At 45.8% G+C, this 21,239-nt stretch carries 17 protein-coding genes; 15 read left to right on the plus strand and 2 right to left on the minus strand.

Annotated elements, in window-relative coordinates; genetic code table 11:
• Window positions 1–58: 58 nt before the first annotated feature.
• The 3 genes from JKJ11_RS06055 (at window position 59) to JKJ11_RS06065 (ending at window position 4,357) form a co-directional block, all read left to right on the plus strand.
• Complete coding sequence (locus tag JKJ11_RS06055; RefSeq protein WP_252038893.1) at window positions 59–1,621, plus strand: long-chain-fatty-acid--CoA ligase; 1,563 nt, start codon at window positions 59–61, stop codon at window positions 1,619–1,621.
• Complete coding sequence (locus JKJ11_RS06060; protein WP_252038894.1) at window positions 1,608–3,242, plus strand: GMC family oxidoreductase; 1,635 nt, start codon at window positions 1,608–1,610, stop codon at window positions 3,240–3,242. The genes JKJ11_RS06055 and JKJ11_RS06060 overlap by 14 nt, the downstream gene beginning before the upstream one ends.
• Window positions 3,243–3,445: 203 nt before the next feature.
• Window positions 3,446–4,357, plus strand: coding sequence for an alpha/beta fold hydrolase (locus tag JKJ11_RS06065; protein WP_252038895.1), 912 nt, complete (start codon window positions 3,446–3,448; stop codon window positions 4,355–4,357).
• Here JKJ11_RS06065 and JKJ11_RS06070 read toward each other — a convergent pair.
• Entirely contained in the window at window positions 4,335–5,378 is a 1,044-nt protein-coding gene (locus JKJ11_RS06070; protein ID WP_252038896.1) for an AraC family transcriptional regulator, read from the minus strand. The two genes, JKJ11_RS06065 and JKJ11_RS06070, sit on opposite strands and share 23 nt — an antisense overlap.
• Window positions 5,379–5,672: 294 nt before the next feature.
• Here JKJ11_RS06070 and JKJ11_RS06075 point away from each other — a divergent pair, with 294 nt between their 5' ends.
• From JKJ11_RS06075 to phnE (JKJ11_RS06105), 7 genes are all read left to right on the plus strand, one after another.
• Window positions 5,673–7,571: a sensor histidine kinase gene (locus tag JKJ11_RS06075; RefSeq protein ID WP_412105004.1), complete on the plus strand. Its 1,899-nt coding sequence runs from the start codon at window positions 5,673–5,675 to the stop codon at window positions 7,569–7,571.
• Window positions 7,568–8,923 carry a sigma-54-dependent transcriptional regulator gene (locus JKJ11_RS06080; RefSeq protein WP_252038898.1) on the plus strand — a complete coding sequence of 452 codons (1,356 nt, stop codon included), beginning with the start codon at window positions 7,568–7,570 and terminating at the stop codon, window positions 8,921–8,923. Before JKJ11_RS06075 ends, JKJ11_RS06080 begins: the two co-directional genes overlap by 4 nt.
• 287 nt (window positions 8,924–9,210) lie before the next feature.
• Window positions 9,211–10,428: a glycerophosphodiester phosphodiesterase family protein gene (locus JKJ11_RS06085; RefSeq protein ID WP_252038899.1), complete on the plus strand. Its 1,218-nt coding sequence runs from the start codon at window positions 9,211–9,213 to the stop codon at window positions 10,426–10,428.
• Between the two features lie 240 nt (window positions 10,429–10,668).
• Entirely contained in the window at window positions 10,669–11,709 is a 1,041-nt protein-coding gene (phnD, locus tag JKJ11_RS06090) for a phosphate/phosphite/phosphonate ABC transporter substrate-binding protein (protein WP_006071559.1), read from the plus strand.
• Window positions 11,710–11,836: 127 nt separating this feature from the next.
• On the plus strand, window positions 11,837–12,607 hold the full coding sequence (phnC, locus tag JKJ11_RS06095; protein ID WP_006071560.1) for a phosphonate ABC transporter ATP-binding protein: 771 nt from the start codon (window positions 11,837–11,839) through the stop codon (window positions 12,605–12,607).
• Window positions 12,595–13,392: a phosphonate ABC transporter, permease protein PhnE gene (gene phnE / locus JKJ11_RS06100; protein WP_006071561.1), complete on the plus strand. Its 798-nt coding sequence runs from the start codon at window positions 12,595–12,597 to the stop codon at window positions 13,390–13,392. Before phnC ends, phnE (JKJ11_RS06100) begins: the two co-directional genes overlap by 13 nt.
• On the plus strand, window positions 13,392–14,195 hold the full coding sequence (gene phnE / locus JKJ11_RS06105) for a phosphonate ABC transporter, permease protein PhnE (protein ID WP_006071562.1): 804 nt from the start codon (window positions 13,392–13,394) through the stop codon (window positions 14,193–14,195). Before phnE (JKJ11_RS06100) ends, phnE (JKJ11_RS06105) begins: the two co-directional genes overlap by 1 nt.
• Before the next feature lie 83 nt (window positions 14,196–14,278).
• Here phnE (JKJ11_RS06105) and JKJ11_RS06110 read toward each other — a convergent pair whose 3' ends face one another.
• On the minus strand, window positions 14,279–15,061 hold the full coding sequence (locus tag JKJ11_RS06110; protein ID WP_252038900.1) for an HAD-IIB family hydrolase: 783 nt from the start codon (window positions 15,059–15,061) through the stop codon (window positions 14,279–14,281).
• A 315-nt stretch (window positions 15,062–15,376) separates the two neighbouring features.
• Here JKJ11_RS06110 and JKJ11_RS06115 point away from each other — a divergent pair, with 315 nt between their 5' ends.
• The 5 genes from JKJ11_RS06115 (at window position 15,377) to fucU (ending at window position 21,238) form a co-directional block, all read left to right on the plus strand.
• Window positions 15,377–16,147, plus strand: a complete 771-nt coding sequence (locus JKJ11_RS06115; RefSeq protein WP_198557639.1) for a DeoR/GlpR family DNA-binding transcription regulator — start codon at window positions 15,377–15,379, stop codon at window positions 16,145–16,147.
• A gap of 79 nt (window positions 16,148–16,226) precedes the next feature.
• Window positions 16,227–17,537, plus strand: coding sequence for an L-fucose:H+ symporter permease (fucP, locus tag JKJ11_RS06120; RefSeq protein WP_006071565.1), 1,311 nt, complete (start codon window positions 16,227–16,229; stop codon window positions 17,535–17,537).
• A gap of 29 nt (window positions 17,538–17,566) precedes the next feature.
• On the plus strand, window positions 17,567–19,318 hold the full coding sequence (fucI, locus tag JKJ11_RS06125; RefSeq protein WP_252038901.1) for an L-fucose isomerase: 1,752 nt from the start codon (window positions 17,567–17,569) through the stop codon (window positions 19,316–19,318).
• A gap of 38 nt (window positions 19,319–19,356) precedes the next feature.
• Window positions 19,357–20,805, plus strand: a complete 1,449-nt coding sequence (gene fucK, locus JKJ11_RS06130; protein ID WP_252038902.1) for an L-fuculokinase — start codon at window positions 19,357–19,359, stop codon at window positions 20,803–20,805.
• Window positions 20,798–21,238, plus strand: coding sequence for an L-fucose mutarotase (gene fucU / locus JKJ11_RS06135; protein ID WP_006071568.1), 441 nt, complete (start codon window positions 20,798–20,800; stop codon window positions 21,236–21,238). The genes fucK and fucU overlap by 8 nt, the downstream gene beginning before the upstream one ends.
• The last annotated feature ends 1 nt before the right edge of the window (window position 21,239 follow it).

Genomic DNA, 21,239 nt, shown 5'->3' on the forward strand with positions numbered 1-21,239 from the left:
TAAGAATCTTCGGCGCGCCAGTATTTACTGGCGTGGTACACCTACAAGGAGACCTCGGATGCATAACCTTGCTGTTAATCTTGAGCGCAGTGCTGCGCTCTTCCCGGACAAAACTGCTCTCAGAATGGGCGCAGAGGAGATCAGCTATCAACAACTGGAGAGTGCGGCTAGCACTGTTGCTCACAACCTCAAGCAACTTGGCTTGGAACAAGGGGCCAAAGTGGCGCTTTCGTGTCCTAATGTTACCTATTTCCCCATCGCTTATTACGGAATTTTAAAGGCAGGCTGCGTGGTCGTGCCGCTCAACACGCTGTTTAAGAACCGGGAGATCGCCTACCATCTGCAAGACTCTGATGCTAAAGCGTATTTCTGTTTTGAAAACCAAGACATGAATCCAAGTGAGCAATACGGACGTTTGGGTTTTTCTCAAGCGGACAGCTGTGAACACTTCATACCCATGATGACAGTTGATGAGAGTGAACACTCATTAGAGCAGTGGTTGCAACAACCGCCGCAAGTGTTTGAATCTGCAGCAATGCAAGGTGACGATACGGCAGTCATTCTTTATACGTCGGGTACGACAGGACAACCGAAAGGCGCAGAGCTCTCTCATTCTAATATGCTGGCAAACGCAATGTCCTCTCAGTATTTAATGCGACTAGAGTACAGCGATACCACGATGGCGACCCTACCTTTATTTCACAGTTTTGGTCAAACCGTCATGATGAACGCCAGTGTGCTTACGGGTTCGTCGATCGTGCTCATTCCTCGCTTTGATCCTAAGTTGGTTATTCAACAAATCATCGACCACAAAGTCAGTGTCTTTGCGGGGGTACCCACCATGTATATCGCTCTGTTGACGGTGGGCGAGCAATTACCAGAGCAATCTGAACAGGTTAAACATAGCTTGAGACTGGGCGTTTCTGGTGGGGCATCCATGCCAGTAGAGGTGATTCGTCAGTTCGAATCGCGCTTTGAGTTACCTGTCTTGGAAGGCTATGGCTTATCGGAAACGGCGCCCGTTGCTACTTTCAATCATATCGACGGTGACCGCTTACCAGGTAGTGTAGGTCAGCCGTTATGCGGTCATATGATTAAGATATCTGATGTTCAAGGTAATGCGCTGCCTATTGGAGAGTTAGGAGAAGTGTGCATTAAGAGCCCAAGTGTTATGAAAGGCTATTACGGCAGAGCCGAAGCCAGTGCAGAAGCGTTACGTGAGGGTTGGTTTTGGAGTGGTGATATTGGACGACTTGATGAGCACGGCAACTTATTCATTGTCGATAGAGTGAAAGATATGATCATTCGCGGCGGCTATAACGTCTACCCACGTGAGATTGAAGAAGTACTGATGTGTCATCCAGACGTGGAAATGGTCGCCGTTGTCGGTGAGCACGATGAGCGACTTGGTGAGGAAATTCATGCTCACGTTGTGTTGCATGAAAACTGCACCAGTGATGGCGAAACCTTAGTAGCGTGGTGCCGTAGTCAACTTGCTGATTACAAATATCCACGCCGTGTGTTTATTCGAGCATCACTGCCAATGACGGCTACAGGAAAGATCTTGAAACGCGAACTGCATCCATTGGATGTGATGGAGGTAGTCGATGGACAGCTATGATTTCATTATTGTCGGTGGTGGTTCAGCAGGTTGCGTGCTTGCTTCAAGGCTATCGGAAGATCCTACCGTGAATGTTTGTTTGCTAGAAGCCGGAGGTAAAGATACCAGTCCGTTTATTCACACGCCCGTTGGCTGTGTTGTGATGATGCCAACCAAAATCAACAACTGGGGGTTTGAAACCGTTCCTCAGCCTGGACTCAATGGTCGTAAGGGTTATCAACCCAGAGGGAAGACCTTGGGTGGTTCGAGCTCAATCAATGCCATGATGTACGCACGTGGTCACCGTTATGATTATGATCTTTGGGCATCACTAGGGAATGAAGGCTGGAGCTACGATGAGTGTTTACCGTACTTCAAAAAAGCAGAAAATAATGAAGTTCATCATGATGACTTTCATGGCCAAGGTGGGCCGCTTAACGTCGCCGATTTGCGGTCACCCAGCCCAATGGTGGAAAGATATCTATCAGCGTGCGAGTCAATTGGCGTGCCGACCAACCATGACGTGAATGGCGCTGAGCAGTTTGGTGCTATGCAAACGCAGGTGACGCAATTAAACGGTGAGAGGTGCAGTGCGGCAAAAGCTTACTTAACGCCAAACCTTAATCGTCCGAACTTAACCGTGCTCACCAAAGCCACCACGCATAAGGTGTTGTTCGATGGAAAGCGAGCGATTGGTGTGGAGTATGGAATGAAAAGGCAGCGTTTCCAAATTTACTGCAACAAGGAAGTCATTCTAAGCGCTGGTGCGTTTGGTACTCCGCAAGTGCTGCTGCTATCTGGAGTTGGTCCTAAACAAGAGCTAGACAAACATGGTATCGACCAAGTGCATGAGTTGGCGGGAGTAGGTAAGAATCTGCAAGACCATATCGACTTGGTGCACTCATACCGAACTACGGCCAAACGTGACACCTTTGGTGTATCACTAAAAATGGCGTCGGAGGCCAGTAAAGCAGTGCCTCAATGGTTCAAGCAGCGTCAAGGCAAGCTGAGTAGTAATTTCGCCGAAGGTATCGGGTTTTTGTACTCTGATGATGACGTCGATGTGCCTGACTTAGAGTTTGTCTTCGTCGTAGCGGTGGTGGACGATCATGCTCGAAAAATCCACATGAGCCATGGATTCAGTTCTCACGTAACGCTACTCAGACCGAAAAGTACCGGCACGGTAACCCTAAATAGCGCCGACCCTTACGACGTTCCAAGCATTGACCCTGCTTTCTTCCAAGATCCTGATGACATGAGAGTGATGATCAAAGGTTGGAAAAAACAGTATCAGATGCTGCAAAGTGAGGCGTTTGATGACGTTCGCGGGGCAAGTTTCTATCCGGTTGACCCGGACGATGACGCCGCGATTGAGCAAGATATCCGCAATCGCGCCGATACTCAGTATCACCCGATTGGCACCTGTAAGATGGGGACTTCGGATGACCCTGAAGCGGTCGTAAATAGTGAACTGTCTGTATACGGGATGGATAATCTGCGGGTGGTCGACGCATCTGTGATGCCGACGTTGGTGGGTGGCAATACCAATGCACCGACTATCATGATCGCCGAGAAAATTGCTGACGTGATCAAAGCAAAATACTCGATTTGTCATCCTGCTGATGCTTCAAAAGTCAGCTAACCAGCGAGCAAAGACCAAGCCGTCATGGCTTGGTCTATGTATAAACCGCTCTTTCCCTTGACCTCCTCCGTTGTTGTTCCCTCACTAAAGTCAAATGAGTCCTAAGAACGCGATGTTGCAACCTTACGACCTATTTCTCACCACCATAGTCTCTACACTCAAGCTTCTAGAATGGAAAGCGCAGTAAGTAGGGAGAAGGAAGTATGAATTGGAATGTGGCACCAATGATGGCTTTGGTCATGTTGCTGCAAGGATGTGGCGCACAAAATAGCTCACAAGCCATTGAACAGAAATACACAAATCACGCCTCGAAATTTACCACTGTGGAAGGTAAACGAGTGCATTATCGAGATGAAGGACAGGGTGAGGTGGTGATTTTACTGCATGGCACTTCATCGTCACTTCACGCGTGGGAACAATGGACGCAAATCCTCAAACAAGACTATCGCGTCGTACGTATGGACTTACCGGGTTTTGGCTTGACCGGGCATCTGCCTCAGAACCAGTACGAAATAGCTGACGATATTGCTTTTTTGAGCGCTTTTATTAGAGAACTCGACATCGAACAGGCACATTTTGTTGGTAGCTCTTTAGGAGGGCGCATCGTGTGGGAGTACAGTTTGCAACTTCCAGAGCAGGTTAAAACCCTTACGTTGATAAACGCGTTAGGGTATCCGCAACAATCGTGGCCGCCAGGCATTGAAATGGCCCAGTGGCCAGTCATCGATAAAATAATGGAACATGTCACTCCAAGGTTTATGTTCGAGGATGGGCTTAAAGAGGTTTACTTCGACCCGCTGCTCGTGGATGCGGCGTTGATTGATCGATACTACGAACTGACCACCTACCAACAAAATCGACAGGGATTCACACGTCGGGTCAAGGCATCGCTGGATGAGGACTCGGATAAGATAACGCAAGTTGCTAAGCCGACTCTTATTCTGTGGGGGAAGGAAGACCGTTACTTTCCAGCTGAAAATGCGCGAAAGTTTGAGCGTGATATTCGGGGCTCTTATGCTGTGGTGTATGACGACGTGGGACACTTACCGATGGAAGAGGTCCCAGAACGATCAGCACAGGCATTTAAACAGTTTATCTCGAAAGGTAAGCCTTAGGACTAACCTGATACCAGCGCTTGAACGCTTTGTAGAAGCTGCTGGTATCTTTAAAACCAAGACGATAGCTCAACTCGGTCACGCTTGGAGGCGGGGTTTGAGTTAGCCAACGGGCTGCTAGCTGCTTTCTAGTATCATCAAGAATACTCTGGAAGGAGGTATGCTCCTTTTCCAGTTTGCGGTAGAGCGTTTGTCGGCTGATGTGTAATTGCTGCGCAACCTTGTCTACGCTGAATAGTTCTCCATTTTCTAGTCCGTTTACTACTATGGTTCTGACTTGCTGCTGGACAGGTTGAGTTTTCGTTAGCGCCTCAAGATGACTTTGTGCGGTTTTTGCCATCATCGTTTTCAGATACTCACTACTTGTCACAATGGGAAGGTTGAGCCATTTCGATTCAAATATCAGCTGGTGTTCAGCACAGTTAAATTCAATTGCTTCTCCAAAGATTGGTTGATATTTATCCACATAGTTCGGAGCCAAATACCCAAACTTAGCTTTGGTTAGCGGGAAGGATTGGGCACTCAGCATTCTCGCCCACGTCACCATCGCACTCATACTACGTTCGATGGTCGCTCGAGGGTAGTTATGCAGTGATTCAATGGAGAGGGTTAAGCGGCACTGCTGCCCATCGTCTGCCACTTGCCAACACTCCGAAGCATTCATCAGCAAAATATTACTTTGGAACGTGTTAAAGGCATCTCTTAACGTCGCGCATTGGCTCACCCAACTTGCTAGTACACCTTTTGATTCAGGGGATATGGTTCGCCCAATGATGAGTCCAATGTCGGGCGATGGATGGTGCTGTTCGAGCAGTGACCACAAGGCAACCATTTGGCTTTCTGGAAGCCTATCCGATGGCGATAGCTTGACGCTATTTTGAATAGCCTTTAGCTTAATAGCGTCAAGGTGATTGGATGTTTCTACCTGTTCGCGCAAAGCGGCTGGCAACAGTGGATAGGCATTTACCAAATCAAGGACAGAGGCGAATGAAACGGATTTTTCGATAGAGTTATCTGCCATGAGTGTTACCAAAATTTTAAGTTATAGCTAACTAATATCGCAATTTTCCTCGTCTATCAATCTAGAGTGCTTGTAAAAAATGGTTAGTTCATAAGATGTTAGCTAATTGTGCCTATCAACCATTCTCTCAAAAAGCGGACTATGTCCTTTATTTAATTATTGTTATGGTGTTTTATATGGCTTGTTAATGATTTGGTGGTGTAGAGGGCAAATCAGTCAATGGAAATGATACGTGAGTTACGTGAACACTCTAACCAAAGCGTGGCGGCGAGATTTCGTCGTGTGGTTTCTTTGATGCGCCAACAACGCTGGATGAGATTGCGAGGTATAGAACTACGCCTGATTCTGGCACTCGCTATGCTCGCGTTCACTACATTAATCCTATCTGTGGTTACCACTTATACGTTCAATGACCTTAACCAACGTCTTATTGTTCTGAAAGAGAACAAGATCCCAGCCTTGGAGCAGGCCGCTCTGCTCAATGACAAAGTTCGATCGATCATTACCACCTCTTCTCAGCTTAGTGAAGCGGACTCGAATTTAGAGCGAAAGCAGGCCATGCAGAAGATAGAGCGTGCCATTGATGAGATGGATCAGATTATGATCCAGTTTCCGGATTATCACTCGTATTACAAAGAAATGATTGCTCAGGTCAGTAATAGCTTGAGCTTATTGCATCAAAGCGAAAACGAATCACAACAACTCAATCTAGAGCTGCGAGATTTGCTGGAAGGCTTCTACCCGCTATTGAAACAAGCCACTCAGTCACTGGACCAGTTGCCAACTGTGGCCAAAGCTCAAATTCAATACACACAGATGAAGTCGTTGCTGTACTACCAACTTGGGCTGGTGGAAAAGCTCTATAGCGATGCTAGCTTTAACGAGCTTGATTACACCACTTACCGAATTGAGCAAATTGGTCAAGAGTGGTGGACGTTATGGCAACAAAGTGGCGTGAAGCTACAGTTTCCTGAGATCGACCAAAAACTCTCGATTATTTACGACTTGTCTTCTAGCTCGAGCCGCCTGTATACCCTAAAAAACAAAGCACTGGATCACCGATATCAAGAGCAGTATTTCTTGCAGAACAGTCGCGACCATTTGAACCAGTTAACGGTGCAAATTGAATCTAATACCAATAAGGTTAATCGTAACATCGACAACTCCATCGCTGTAGTTCAACAGTCATTGCTTTCAAACCAACAGTTATCGTTAGCGCTGTCTCTGTTTAGTGTGTTAGCGGCGGTGGGTATCTCATGGTTTTATGTACGTAAAAACATTCTTGAACGACTTACGCAGCTGAAACACAACATGTTCGCTATCTCGACGGGACATTTAGATACTGAAGTGGCGATTCGTGGAAATGATGAAGTGACGCAAATGGCTAAATACCTCAAAGTGTTTCAGTCAACGGCGAAAGTAGTGAAGCAGACCAACCGACGCTTGGAAGCGGAAGTGGTGGAGCGTACGGCCGCAGAGGAAAAATTACGTATCACCCAAAACGAATTGATTCAAGCAGGGAAACTCGCGGCGTTGGGACAGCTCAGTGTCGGGATTACTCATGAAATCAATCAGCCATTAACTGCGGTTAATAGCCATGTCCGAAGTGCACAGCGGTGGCTTGAAAAAGAGCGCCCCGATAAAGCTATAACCAACCTTCAAAAAATCGAAGTGCTATTGGAGAAAGTGGCAGCAATCACCAGACACCTTAAAGCATTTGCTGGGAAAAGTGACGGTAGGCTAGAAAACGTACCGTTAAACAAGGTGGTGGAAGATGCTCTTGAACTCTTTGATAACCGAAGAGAGGGGGTATCGATTGTGTTCGAACAGCAGCCGGACTGTTTGGTTCGAGCCAATAGCATTAGATTGGAACAAGTTTTGGTGAATTTAGTCAGCAACGCCTTAGACGCTGTGGAAGGGAGCGCCGAACCACAATTAGTGGTTTCCATTTGGAGCGACACCAAAACAGTTTCAGTTTCCGTCCAAGACAATGGGAAAGGCATACCTGCCGATGAGTTACCCTATCTTTTTGACCCATTTTACTCCACTAAGCGTTCAGGTAAGGGGCTCGGACTTGGGCTCTCTATTGCATATAATATTATTCAAGATTTTGGAGGGACGATTCACGTCCAATCCGAGATTGATCAGGGCACTGAGTTTATTGTGACTCTGCAACAAGGCAATCTATCATGACACAACAAAAACACATCGTCCTCATTGACGACGAACACGACGTAGTAGAAGCAGTAAGTGAAATGCTAGAACTTGAAGGTTTCGCAGTTACGGCGTTCACTGACCCAAGAAAAGCGCTACGATCACTTACCAATAACAGTCGCTCGGTTGTGTTGTGTGACGTCAGGATGCCCTCGGTCGACGGACTGACATTGTTGAGCTCAATTCAACATCGCGCGCCACAAGTTCCGGTTTTATTGATGAGTGGTCATGGGGATATTCCGATGGCTATCGAAGCAATGAAGTTGGGGGCGTTCGACTTTATCGAAAAGCCGCTTAATGCCGATGAGGTGATCGCCAAGCTCGATTTAGCTCAGTTACAAGCGCAACAAACTCTCGTTAGTACCCCATCTCTGGAGTTGACCGACAGCGAAGCGATTGAATCCGTGATTATTGGTCAATCTAAAGCGATGGAAACCATACGTAAGCAAGTGCTCGCGCTCGCTAACACAGGGGTGGATACCATCATTAATGGTGAGACAGGAACAGGAAAAGAAGTCGTAGCAAGAGCGCTTCACCAGTTTAGTCGCCGACAAGCCAAACCATTTGTCGCTATCAACTGTGGTGGAATGACCGAGAGTATTATTGAAAGTGAGCTGTTTGGTCATGAAGCGGGGTCGTTTACCAGTGCCAATAAAAAGCGCATTGGCAAAATTGAGCAGGCTAATGGTGGTACGTTGTTTCTTGATGAAATAGAGAGTATGCCCATAGCGGTACAGATAAAACTACTGCGCGTTATTCAAGAGCGAGTCATTGAGCGTGTGGGCGGGAATGAGTTAATACCAGTGGACATTGTTGTCGTAGCGGCCAGTAAGGCAGATCTTGCAGCATTAAGTGATACTGGCGAGTTCCGCTCGGATCTTTTCTATCGCCTTAATATCGCCAGTCTTAATCTGCCGCCATTGCGTCAACGTAAAGAAGATATCCAGAGTCTATTTAGGCATTTTGTTGGCCAGGCGAGTCAGAAATACAAGACTCGACCTTCCACGATTTATTCGGAACAGATTCAACAGCTATCGCGTCATGAGTGGCCGGGTAACGTGAGGGAACTACGTAACGTTGCGGATCGTTTTGTATTAGGCATCGTTGGTGATGGCTTTGATTTACAAACGCCAATACAAGACGCCAGTGAGACCGAGTTTGCGTTTGAAAAACAGATGGAACAATACGAACGCAATGTATTGACTGAGGCGTTAATTGAATCGGCTGGCAACATAAATGACGTCTCTAGCAAATTGAACTTACCGCGTAAGACGCTCTATCGGAAAATGAAAAAGCACCACTTGGATAAGGACGATTTTAAAGTGACCTAAGGCTTGAAGAGTGACGGAGATAATGGCAAGTCGCTTAGTGAATGGTGAAGGACAATAGTGACCCAATAGCCAGTGTTCTTTGTAAGTGGAAGTTCTAATTAACTGAAATTAAATAGTTTTATTGTTTTGGCATGAAGGGTGCAAATCACGTGCTTGTGATAATTTTGTCACATCCTTCACGGTAAAATAGGGTGTAGAAAACCAACGTTTTCGTTCCTATAAACGATAAACCGTGACCACTAACAAGGATTGATTCTCGTAGAGTAACGAGATGAAAGGAGAACTAAATGAAGCACATACTCACAGCAGTGGCAGGCGTCCTGATGGCAGTAAGCTCAGCAAGTGTTTGGGCTGATGAACCCGCCAATTTGGGGCCAAGACCGGCTTATCTGGTGAATAGCATGGATGATAGCCCTCTTAAAGATAAGCTACTGAGTTGCAGTAATGGCGCGTTTGAGCGCAGTGATTTCTCTATCGGACACCGTGGTGCTGCGATGCAGTTTCCTGAACATACTAAAGAGTCTTATCTAGCTGCAATTGAGATGGGAGCGGGTGTACTGGAGTGTGATGTTACCTTCACCAAAGACAAGCAACTGGTTTGTCGTCACTCTCAAAGTGATTTGCACACAACAACCGATGTATTGGCACACCCAGATCTTGCAAAAAAATGCACCATACCTTTCCAGCCAGCTGATCCATCTACCGGTAAAGACGCACAAGTTGAGTGCCGCACATCAGACTTTACTCTGGCGGAGTTTAAGCGTTTGAAAGGCAAAATGGATGGCGCTAACCCGAAAGCGACCACTATCGAAGAATACATGCAGGGAACGCCAAGTTGGAGAACGGATCTGTATGCACAAAGTGGTACGTTAATGACCCATTCAGAGAGCGCTGCTCTGTTTAAGAAGCATGGGGTCAAAGTGACGCCGGAGCTAAAATCTGCAGCGGTTGAAATGCCGTTTGATGGCTTTAGCCAAGAAATGTACGCGCAAAAATTGATTGATGAACTCAAAGCCGCGGGTTTTGCGCCTTCCGATACCTACGTTCAGTCATTTAACCTAGATGACGTGAAATATTGGATTGCCGAGACTCCGGAGTTTGGCGAGCAAGCAGTGTATCTTGATGACCGTGTCTATGAGCAGAAAGACTTTGTTGCTTCTCTAGAGAACATGAAAGATCTGCATAAGCAGGGCGTCAATATTATCGCCCCACCGTTGTTCGCGTTAGTGCAACTTGATGACAAAGGACAAATAGTGGCATCTGATTATGCGAAACTGGCCAAGCAAGCTGATTTAGACATTATCGCTTGGACGCTGGAACGTTCTGGACCATTGAACAATGGCGGTGGATGGTACTATCAATCAGTCAAACCAGCTATCACGAAAGATGGTGACATGATGGTCATGCTAGATGTACTAGCCAAAGATGTAGGTGTGTTGGGTGTGTTTAGTGATTGGCCGGCAACAGTGACCTATTACGCTAACTGTATGGACATCGAATCGTAGATTTTTGAAGGTATAGTAAGGGCCTTCGGGCCCTTTTTTAGTGGCGTTAATCTTTGCAAAAAAAAAGTTGGGACAAAACTGACTCAAATGACGGTTTGTTTAATGGACACTTTTGACCCATTTAGCTAACGTGTTTGAGTGGTGTAATTTAACTAATTGAATAATAAGAATAAAATTGTTGGCACGTCGCATGCAATATGTGACGTGATTACAACAACAACGTGAAAATAAGGTTTGAATATGAAAATCAGTGTTAAAGGACTGTTAATCGCCACCTCGCTGCTTGCACCTTCCCTCGCTCTAGCAAATGAATGCTCTAGCCGCGGCGTACTTGACGATAGATACTGTGATGAAAACAACGATTTGGTCGCTGACTCTCCGAAAAATGCCGATGAGTGGATTGACCCAAGTACCTTAGTATTTACCTACACTCCAGTAGAAGATCCGGCATTGTACAAAGATGCGTTTGCTGACTTCCAAGCACATTTGAGCAAGATTACTGGTAAACGCGTAATTTACTACACGGTGCACTCAAACTCTGCTCAGGTTGAAGCGATGCGTTCTGGCCGACTTCACGTCGCGGGCTTTTCGACAGGTCCTACAGGTTATGCAGTAAACTTGGCAGGCTATGTCCCGATTGCAGTAAAAGGTGACGAAGCTGGCTTCCAAGGCTACAACCTGATTACTATTGTTCGCAAAGACAGCGGTATTAACGACATGTCTGACTTAAAGGGTAAAAAGGTTGCTCACACTTCTGCTTCATCCAACTCTGGTAACCTAGCACCACGCGCACTTTTCCCTGCTGAAGGACTTGTACCTGACCAAGACTACAAAGTGCTTTATTCAGGTAAACATGACCAATCTATTCTTGGCGTCTACAACGGCGACTATGATGCCGCGCCAGTCGCGTCAGACGTCTATGACCGCATGGTTGCAGCGGGTCGTGTTGACGATTCAGAACTAAAAATCATCTACCGCAGTCCTCGCTTCCCAACTTCAGCATTTGGTTACTCTTATAACCTGAAACCAGAACTGGTTGAGAAAATCAAAGAGGCATTCTTTAGTTACCGCTTTACCCCAGAAATGAGCGCTTCGTTTAAAGGCGCTGACCGTTTCTCACCAATCACTTATCAAGAGGAGTGGGGCGTGATTCGTGATATCGCACATGCCACGGGTACGGCTTACACCAAGGCGGGTCTGAAGAAGTTGGCTGAGAAAGATGCGGCGAAGCGTGCTAAGAAGAAAGCTGCGGAACTAGCAAAGCAAGCTAGCACTCAATAACTCCCCCTAATTTAAACCATTAGATCTTTGTTAACTATGCCCTTAAGGGTAGGGCATAGTTCATTCAAAATTTGCCTAAGACGCTGAACAATCGAGAGCGAATTAGGGTAAGCACAAGGAAAGCAGTATGGCTGTAGCAAGCTACGACGGAATCAAAATCAATAACCTATTCCATGAATATGTCGCAGGTAAGCCAATCCTAAAAGGGATCGATATTGATATCGATGAACCGGGGATTATCGCGATCATTGGCCCATCTGGTACTGGTAAAAGTACCTTACTTCGATGCATCAATCGTCTCAACGACCCAACATCCGGTGAAATCCTGTTTGAAGGAGAAGACCTAACTAAGCTAAAGGGTCAAGAGTTGAGAAAGCAGCGCCGACACATAGGTATGGTGTTCCAAGAGTACAATTTAGTTGAACGTTTAACGGTTATTGAGAACGTACTAAGCGGCCGTTTGGGGTACATGAGTGCTTGGAATGCGTGGCGACGTAAATACTCTTCAGAAGATCTTGCTAAAGCATTTGAACTGCTCAATTTTGTTGGTTTACAAGATTTTGCTAACCAGCGAGCTGATAGCCTGTCTGGTGGTCAGCGTCAACGCGTTGGTATTGCAAGAGCTGTGATGCAAGACCCTTATATTCTGCTTGCCGATGAACCGACTTCGTCTTTGGATCCAAAAACCGCTGTGGAAATCATGGAGCTGATGGAGACCTTTGCTGAGCAGAAGAATATTCCGGTGCTGGTTAATATCCACGACGTGAACCTAGCGAAGCGATTTGCAAAACGCATTATCGGCATGTGTAACGGCAAGGTACATTATGACGGCAGCCCTGAGGGAATTACCGAAGAAGATCTGAAGATCATTTACGGAGGTGAGTCATGGCTGGACTAACTCCGAATGCAAAAATCAATGTTGAAAACCCATTCAAACCGTCGTGGACAAGTCGCGCGATTGTTGTTGCGGTCGTGGCGTATCTGTTTTACAGCGTCTCGACGTTGGGTCTGACATTTGACCGATTAATCATAGGTTTTGGTGAGAGTGAACGACTGATCTCTCGTATGATTCCACCTGATTTTTCTCGCACTAACTTGTTATTGAGTGGTTTAGCGGAGAGCTTGCAGATAGCTATCATTTCGAGCTTTTTCGGCATCGTTATTTCGCTCTTTTTGGGTCTACTAGCTGCACGAAACCTGATGCCTTTGATTGTGTCCACTCCGGTGCGAGGCTTTATCGCATTATGCCGTTCGTTCCACCCAGTCATTATTGCCATCTTGTTTGTTAAAGCGGTTGGGTTTGGTGCATTGGCGGGTATTTTGACGCTGGTGTTCGCGTCCATAGGGTTCATTGCCAAGCTATTTGCTGAGGCGATTGAAGAGATTTCCTTTAAGCCTGTAGAGGCGATTAGAGCAACCGGAGCAAGTTTTGCCAGCGTGATTCTATACGCGGTAATGCCACAAGTGTTTACTCGCTTCATCGGCTTTGCCAGTTATCAGCTTGACTCCAACTTGCGTAACTCAACCATGGTCGGGATCGTCGGTGCTGGTGGACTTGGTGGTACCTTGTTCTCAGCATTCCAACGCTTTGATTATGATTTCGTCGCTGCCATTCTCATCACCATTATTGCACTCATTTTGGTTGGCGAGTTCTTGTCTAATATCGTGAGGAGAATTTTCTAATGACCACAGCAGCTATTGATAAAGAGTGGCAACGCTTTACTCCCAATGAGCGAATTGCGCGTTTCGCCGTGTATTTGTGCCTCGTATCTGCCATCGTCTGGTCATGGCAAACGGTGGAAGTGATTCCAGAGTTTTTGTATGACGCGCCAGCGCAATTTGCCGACATGTTTCAGCGTATGGTGCCTTTGGATTACGCTTTCTACCCGCAAACCATTCATGCGGCGATGATAGAAACGCTGCATATCGCAACACTGGGTACACTATTTACTTTGATTTTTGCAATACCTCTCGCGCTGCTTAATGCACCGAATATTACACCAAGCAAAACATTAAACTGGATTGCTCAGTTCTTCTTGGTATCTTCGCGCTCAGTGAACTCATTGGTTTGGGCGCTATTGTTTATTGCACTGTTTGGCCCCGGTGTTCTGGCTGGTATTATGGCGATTGCGATCCGCAGCGTCGGTTTTGTAGGGAAACTGCTGTCGGAAGCCATTGCTGAAGTGAACATGGGGCCTATCGAGGCATTACGAGCGACAGGTGCGTCTTGGATGAGCGTGATTGTCAAAGGCTATTGGCCTCAAGTAATGCCCGCTTTTTATTCGATTGTGTTGTTCCGTTGGGACATCAACGTACGTGAATCTGCAGTGCTTGGCCTAGTTGGGGCTGGGGGGATCGGCGTAGTTCTTAACGATGCTCAAAACCTATTCGAATGGCAGAAAGTCTCAATGGTGTTAGTGACGATTTTCGCAGTCGTTATTATTGCTGAAGCCTTAGTCATTCACATTCGAAACAAGTTAATCTAGTTGATTTATAGCCAATAAAAAACGGCCGTTATGGCCGTTTTTTATTGCTATTAACTATTTATCGCTACTAGTTTTTATTGCTATTAACTTTGCTTGAGCGCAATCAGTTTCTCGGCAAACTCTGCAAATCCGAAGCCACCCGGCTTAGTCATCACAAGGCTAGGCTTATGTTCTAGCTTATCCCAATAGTGCGTAATGTTGGCCACACCCACGGTGAGAGGTAAGCGCTCAAACATCAATTGATCATTAAGAGAGTCCCCTACGTAGCAGCACTGCTCATCAACCTTATGGCCCTCAATGCCTTTACCTTTCAGGAAGCTAAGAGATGAGTGGCGTTTAGAGTGGTCACCATACCAAGCATTAATATGAATAGAACTTGCAGTAGCATGCGCACCCAAAGCATGGATTCGAGTCAGTACCTGTTGAACAATGTTCGGATCTACAGGCTCACGGTTCTGACCAATATCAATGGCAACTTCGCATAATCGATAGGATTGGTCGAGAGTTAACGCTAAATCAGGAAAATCGCTCAATATATCCAGTACTTGCTGCTTGAGTTTGGCTTGATCTGCGCGAATCTGCTCCAAAGGTCGCTCGGTGGTTATTTGTAACGCGCCATCTTTCTTTTCCAACAAGAATGCACCATTTTCTCCGAGTACCGCATCCACTGGCCACAACTGAGCAATATGGTCACACCATCCTGCACAAGCACCAGTCACCGCCACCACTTTGATGCCATTATCTCGCAGAGACTGTAGGGCGATGAGAGTGTCAGGAGGCAAGGAGCCATCCCACGTTAAGGTGTCATCAACATCGGTCAGGACCCAGTTGATCTGCTTCCATTCTGAAGAGAGTGGATTGGTCATACTTTCTATTCTCAATTGTACTTTTTATCGTGTTTTCAATAGTACCAAAACGGCAAAATTATGCAGTGACGTAGGTAGATTTAGCTATGCCTATATGACGTTTGAAGCGTTGGAACACACTCAAATGTCACAATGTATGTCTGGTTTCCGCCGCTTATGCCCGTTTCCCACAGTCAATGCCCGTTTTTTTGTGTGGTAAACCAAACAATCGGGCAAAAGTGGTCACTGAAAAATCTAGTGTGAGCTGGGTCGTAGTTTTTTTGGCCTTTTCGATTAATCTGTTAATAACAGCAAAGCAGTTGGTAGTAGGAAACGATGCAAGCAATTACCAGAGCGAATTTTATCTTGGGTTTAATTTCAAAGGTTGGTCAAGTTTCAGTTCAAGACTTGGCATCGGAATTAAATGTGTCGGTGGAAACAATTCGTCGAGACCTTAAAACGCTAGATAAAAAAGGTGAATTAATTCGTACTCATGGTGGCGCTATAAGTAAGCGTTATATTGATGAAGGAACGTCGTTTACTAATCGAGCCTCAAGCAATATGCAAGACAAACAAGATTTGGCTAAACAGGTTATTGAGCATATTTATGAAGGTGCCGTTATCGGTTTAGACGCTAGTTCTTCAAGTTGGCTAGTTGCTCAAGCATTACCTGATATTCGTTGTACGATTGTAACCAACTCGTTGAATAATATTAGTGTCCTATCTGGAAAAAAGAATATAACGATTATTAGCTTAGGTGGTCACTACTCAGAAAAATATAAATCATTCTATGGTTTGATTGCCAAAAATACTTTGCAGGAAATGGCGCTTGACCTGAGTGTAATCTCGTGTGTGGGCTTTGATGAACATAGTGGTGTGTGGGATTCGAATGAATACAATTACGAGATAAAAAAGACGCTCATCCAAGTGTCGAGCAAGAATATTCTTATTGCGGATAAAAATAAATACAAGAAACGAAGTTTATTAAAAATATGTGATTTTTGTGAAATCGATATATTGATTTCCAATGCGGAAATTGAAAATGATATTCATGGTGATATGAATTCAATTTCAAATCCAAATAAACACACGATAACACCAATATAAAATAATTAGTTTAATCCAATAACGTGAAACAGTATCCAACATTAATTTGGAGGGTACAGTATATCTAAAGGAAAAGAAAATGACCGACGTACTAATATCCACCACGGACCGTGGATCAAAGAAAGGAAACTCTGAAGTCATACCTAAGAGTATTTTAATACCGTTTATCTTGCTTACCTCATGTTTTGCTTTATGGGGACTGGCAAACAATATGACCGACGTATTGATCGCTCAATTTAGAAAGGTCTTTACATTAACCGATATGCAATCAGGATTGGTACAAACCGCCTTTTACGGAGCCTATTTTGTACTGGCTCTTCCTGCTGCTCTTTTTATTCAACGTTATAGTTATAAAGCGGGAGTGCTACTGGGACTAGGTCTATTCGCCTGTGGAGCCATCCTGTTCTACCCGGCAGCACAAGCAATGCAATACCTACCATTTTTAATGGCGCTGTTTGTGCTTGCGGGTGGTCTATCCATCCTTGAGACCAGTGCCAATCCTTACATTATCGCGATGGGACCGGAAGAGACGGCAACACGACGTTTAAACATTGCTCAAGCCTTTAACCCTGTGGGCTCTATTACTGGGGTAGTGATCGGTAAGGTGTATATCTTATCTCAATTGAACCCGGCAACGGATGTTGAACGCGCCGCTATGAGTTCAGCAGAGTTGTCTGCGATTCAAACATCTGAGCTGAACGCAGTAATGATGCCATATCTCATGGTGGCGGCGGTGATTGTCTTTGTTTGGTTAGCGATTGCGTTCACTAAGATGCCGGCAGCAAAAGACACGGTTGCTGAGAGCGACTTAGACATGTCTATCCGCGCCACATTTGGTCGCCTGATGCAGAAAAAACACTTTGTCAAAGGCGTGATCGGTCAGTTCTTTTATGTTGGTTGTCAGATTGGCTGTTGGTCGTGGACGATTCGTTATGTGATGACTCAAGTCGGCGGCACTGAAGCGGAAGCATCCACTTACCTGTTGGTATCAATCATTACTTTTAGTGTCTTTAGATTCGTATGCGTTGGTTTAATGAAGTACATCGCACCGGAGAAACTATTAGCAGCACTCGCATTGGTAGCCTCTGTTCTAGTGCTAATGCTGATGACTGTTGGTGGCGTGGTTGGTGCTTACGCTTTAGTTGGTATCTCAGCATGTATGTCATTGATGTTCCCAACCATCTTCGGTCTATCACTTCGTGACCTTGGCAGTGATTCAAAATTCGGAGGTAGTTGTCTGATTATGGCTATCTTAGGTGGCGCAGTACTCACCGCCATTATGGGACAGATTTCAGATTCGATGGGTATTCAAGCTGCCTTCATTATCCCTCTAATTGGCTTTGCATACCTTATCTACTTCGGCCTTAACGGCTACAAAATTAAGCAGTAATTCAATTTAACGGAAACGAGAACAAAATTATGACTACAACCCTAACAAGAATTGGTATTCGTCCAACCATTGATGGTCGCCAAATGGGCGTTCGCGAGTCTCTAGAAGTTCAAACTATGAATATGGCGAAGAACCTCGCTGCTTTCATTGAAGAAAACATTAAGCATGTATGTGGCACTGCTGTTGAATGTGTTATCGCTGACAGCACGATAGGCGGTGTTGCGGAAGCAGCGGCGTGTGCAGATAAGTTTCGTCGCGAGAATGTAGGGGTTTCAATTACTGTTACACCTTGCTGGTGCTATGGTACAGAAACTATTGATATGGACCCACATATGCCAAAAGCGATTTGGGGCTTTAATGGCACAGAACGCCCAGGAGCGGTGTACTTAGCCGCGGCCATGGCTGGACATTCTCAACTTGGTTTACCCGCTTTTTCTATCTATGGGCAAGAGGTGCAAGATGCTGATGACACATCCATTCCTCAAGATGTTCAGGATAAGATTTTACGTTTCTGCCGTGCTGGCTTAACAGTAGCAGCCATCAAAGGCAAATCATACCTGTCCATGGGTTCGGTCTCGATGGGTATTGCAGGTTCGGTGGTCGATCCAGATTTCTTCCAACGTTATTTGGGAATGAGAAATGAATATGTCGACATGACTGAAATTAAGCGACGCTTGGATCGTGAAGTCTACGATAAAGATGAGTTTGAGTTGGCATTAGCATGGACAAAAGAAAACTGTAAAGAAGGCAAAGACTATAACGGCGAAGCGTTGCTTGAAGAGCAAAAGCAGCAAGATTGGGAAACCGTCGTTAAGATGACGATGATCATGCGCGATCTCATGACAGGTAACCCTAAACTAGCGCAGTTAGGCTTTGGTGAAGAAGCAATGGGACACAACGCCGTAGTGGGCGGCTTCCAAGGTCAACGCCACTGGACTGATCATTTGCCAAACGGTGACTTTAGCGAAGCGATCCTTAACTCGTCTTTTGACTGGAATGGACTTCGTGAACCGTTTGCTCTAGCTACAGAGAACGACAGTTTGAACGGCGTAAACATGCTGTTTGGCAAGATGCTTACCGGTCAAGCTCAGGTTTTTTGCGATGTTCGAACCTATTGGTCTGATAGTGCGGTAGAACGAGTGAGTGGCTACAAACCAGAATCTGGTTTCATTCACCTTGTTAACTCCGGTTCCGCTGCGTTAGACGGCAGTGGCGAAGCAAAAGATGAGCAAGGCAAACCTGTTATCAAGCCTCATTGGGATATGACGGTTGAAGATGCGCAACAATGCCTAGATGCTACTCAATGGCCACCTGCAATAAGTGAATACTTCCGTGGAGGCGGTTTCTCTTCGAACTTCCTAACACATGGTGACATGCCATTCACTATGCACAGAATCAATCTCATTAAGGGTGTTGGCCCTGTGTTACAAATTGCTGAAGGGCACTCCATCACGCTTCCTGAAAATGTTCACAATACGTTGAATGAGCGTACCAACCCAACATGGCCAACGACGTGGTTTGTTCCAAGACTCACTGGCACTGGTGCATTTAGAGACGTGTACTCGGTCATGGCTAATTGGGGTGCGAACCACTGCGTTATCACTCATGGTCATATCGGGGCGGATCTCATTACCTTAGCTTCCATGCTACGTATTCCGGTGTCTATGCATAACGTTGAGTCGAGCGAGATTTTCCGCCCGCATACTTGGAGCGCATTTGGTCAGGATGCGGAAGGTCAAGACTACCGAGCTTGTGCCAACTTTGGCCCTCTATATAAGTAACTAGGTAAGGCGGGGAAACCCGCCTATAGGATCGCGTTATGTCAGTAGTAATAGTTTTGGATTGTGGCGCTACCAATATTAGAGCCATTGCCGTCTCCGATAACGGACAAATACTCGCGTCGCACTACATCAAAAATAACACTCAGTTATCGGGTTCTGAAAACCAATACCATGTGTGGGATTTTGCAGAGATATGGAGCAAGCTGGTCAGGTGCTGCGCCGCGGTTACTAGCCAACTGAATGCAGAGCAGATAGTGGCGGTGACAGTAACCACGTTCGGGGTTGATGGTGCACCGTATTCGAAAAGCGCTCAACAAATCTATCCAATTATTTCTTGGAAATGTCCGAGAACGGTACCTGTGATGTCGCAAGTAGAGACAGAGACCGACAGACTCGCCCTCTACCAAAGTAATGGGGTTGGCGACTACAGCTTCAATACGCTCTACAAGCTTCGTTGGCTTAAAGATAACGAGCCGAAGATCTATCAATCGATGGACAAGTTTGTGTTCATTTCCTCGATGCTAACTCACAAGTTAACCGGAGAACTGACCACAGATCGAACCATGGCTGGTACCTCAATGCTAACAAGTCTAGGTGATGGTAATTGGGATGATAAGACATTGTCATACCTAGATTTAAGTGCTGAGCACTTTCCGAACCTAATAGATGCCGGTTGTAAGGTTGGATTGGTACTCGATGAGGTGGCTGAGCTGTTGGGATTACCAAAGTCGACTCCAGTCGTTTCTACCGGACATGATACTCAGTTTGCGTTAATTGGTTCTGGTGCTGAACAAGACCAAGCGTTTTTAAGCTCAGGTACATGGGAAATTCTCATGGCTCGTTCGTCGAAGCCCAAGGTGGATAGAGACTCTCTTGAAAAAGGATTAACAGTCGAATTGGATGCGGTTCAAGGGGTATACAACCCGGCTATCCAATGGTTGTCCAGCGCTGTTATTGAGTGGGTTGTTAACCACTTTTATCAAGCGGAAAAAGACAGCAGCGAACTTTATCAGATCATGATTTCAGAAGCTGAGTCCGCCGGCCCTGGAGCAGGGAATGTTCGCTTTAATCCAGATTTTTCTGTCGACGCTGGAGGGCAAGGTAACGGTGCCATTGAAGGTTTGTCTATTCACACCACGAGAGGACAAATTACCCGAGCTGTTTTTGAAGGATTAAGTCTGCAGTTCAAACGTAACTTTGATTACCTTGCAGAGCGTTGCCATTTAGGAAGTTTACCCGTTATTGCCGTAGGTGGAGGGACAAAGAATACGCTCTGGAACCAATTGCGTGCCGATGCCATTCAAAAGCCACTATTAATCGTCGACCAAGCAGAGGCGACGGTAACTGGAGCTGCAATGGTGGCGTTTTACGGTGTTGGTCATTTTAACTCGTTATCTGAGGCTCAAAATGCCATGAAATCGCCGACAACGAGAGTCGAACCACGTAATCACGTAATGAGCACAAAGAAGGAGCCAGAATATGCTTAAAGGAATTCATCCGGCGCTATCTCCGCAGTTAATTGCAACATTAGCAGGCATGGGACACGGAGACGAAATCTTACTTGCAGACGCACATTTTCCGGCTGCGAGCTTTAATTCCAACGTTATTAGGGCTGATGGTATTCGAGTTAGCACGCTACTAAGCGGCATCATCCCACTATTTGAATTGGACCAATATGTTCAGCAGCCCTTGGCGATGATGCAGGCTGTTGAAGGCGATACGTTAGATCCTTCGGTTGAGGATCGCTATCTAACCGCGATAAACACTAACAACATTGATGCAACCATGATTGAGCGTATCGAACGATTTGCTTTTTATGAACGCGTGAGAAGTTGCGCCGCCGTCGTCGTTACTGGCGAAACGGCAAAATACGGCAACATCATTCTTAAGAAAGGCGTAACAGAATTTAAGGAACTATAAG

The organism is Vibrio sp. SCSIO 43133 (genome assembly GCF_023716845.1).
In the GTDB taxonomy this organism is placed as follows: domain Bacteria; phylum Pseudomonadota; class Gammaproteobacteria; order Enterobacterales; family Vibrionaceae; genus Vibrio; species Vibrio mediterranei.

What these genes read in the sequence shown, in the direction of transcription:
- JKJ11_RS06070 (WP_252038896.1), bottom strand. Translation starts at nt 5,378, where the DNA reads ATGGCAGATAACTCTATCGAAAAATCCGTTTCATTCGCCTCTGTCCTT.
- JKJ11_RS06115 (WP_198557639.1), top strand. Translation starts at nt 15,377, where the DNA reads ATGCAAGCAATTACCAGAGCGAATTTTATCTTGGGTTTAATTTCAAAG.
- fucP (WP_006071565.1), top strand. Translation starts at nt 16,227, where the DNA reads ATGACCGACGTACTAATATCCACCACGGACCGTGGATCAAAGAAAGGA.
- JKJ11_RS06085 (WP_252038899.1), top strand. Translation starts at nt 9,211, where the DNA reads ATGAAGCACATACTCACAGCAGTGGCAGGCGTCCTGATGGCAGTAAGC.
- JKJ11_RS06060 (WP_252038894.1), top strand. Translation starts at nt 1,608, where the DNA reads ATGGACAGCTATGATTTCATTATTGTCGGTGGTGGTTCAGCAGGTTGC.
- phnD (WP_006071559.1), top strand. Translation starts at nt 10,669, where the DNA reads ATGAAAATCAGTGTTAAAGGACTGTTAATCGCCACCTCGCTGCTTGCA.
- phnE (WP_006071561.1), top strand. Translation starts at nt 12,595, where the DNA reads ATGGCTGGACTAACTCCGAATGCAAAAATCAATGTTGAAAACCCATTC.
- JKJ11_RS06110 (WP_252038900.1), bottom strand. Translation starts at nt 15,061, where the DNA reads ATGACCAATCCACTCTCTTCAGAATGGAAGCAGATCAACTGGGTCCTG.
- JKJ11_RS06055 (WP_252038893.1), top strand. Translation starts at nt 59, where the DNA reads ATGCATAACCTTGCTGTTAATCTTGAGCGCAGTGCTGCGCTCTTCCCG.
- JKJ11_RS06075 (WP_412105004.1), top strand. Translation starts at nt 5,673, where the DNA reads ATGCGCCAACAACGCTGGATGAGATTGCGAGGTATAGAACTACGCCTG.
- fucK (WP_252038902.1), top strand. Translation starts at nt 19,357, where the DNA reads ATGTCAGTAGTAATAGTTTTGGATTGTGGCGCTACCAATATTAGAGCC.
- fucI (WP_252038901.1), top strand. Translation starts at nt 17,567, where the DNA reads ATGACTACAACCCTAACAAGAATTGGTATTCGTCCAACCATTGATGGT.
- phnE (WP_006071562.1), top strand. Translation starts at nt 13,392, where the DNA reads ATGACCACAGCAGCTATTGATAAAGAGTGGCAACGCTTTACTCCCAAT.
- phnC (WP_006071560.1), top strand. Translation starts at nt 11,837, where the DNA reads ATGGCTGTAGCAAGCTACGACGGAATCAAAATCAATAACCTATTCCAT.
- JKJ11_RS06065 (WP_252038895.1), top strand. Translation starts at nt 3,446, where the DNA reads ATGAATTGGAATGTGGCACCAATGATGGCTTTGGTCATGTTGCTGCAA.
- fucU (WP_006071568.1), top strand. Translation starts at nt 20,798, where the DNA reads ATGCTTAAAGGAATTCATCCGGCGCTATCTCCGCAGTTAATTGCAACA.
- JKJ11_RS06080 (WP_252038898.1), top strand. Translation starts at nt 7,568, where the DNA reads ATGACACAACAAAAACACATCGTCCTCATTGACGACGAACACGACGTA.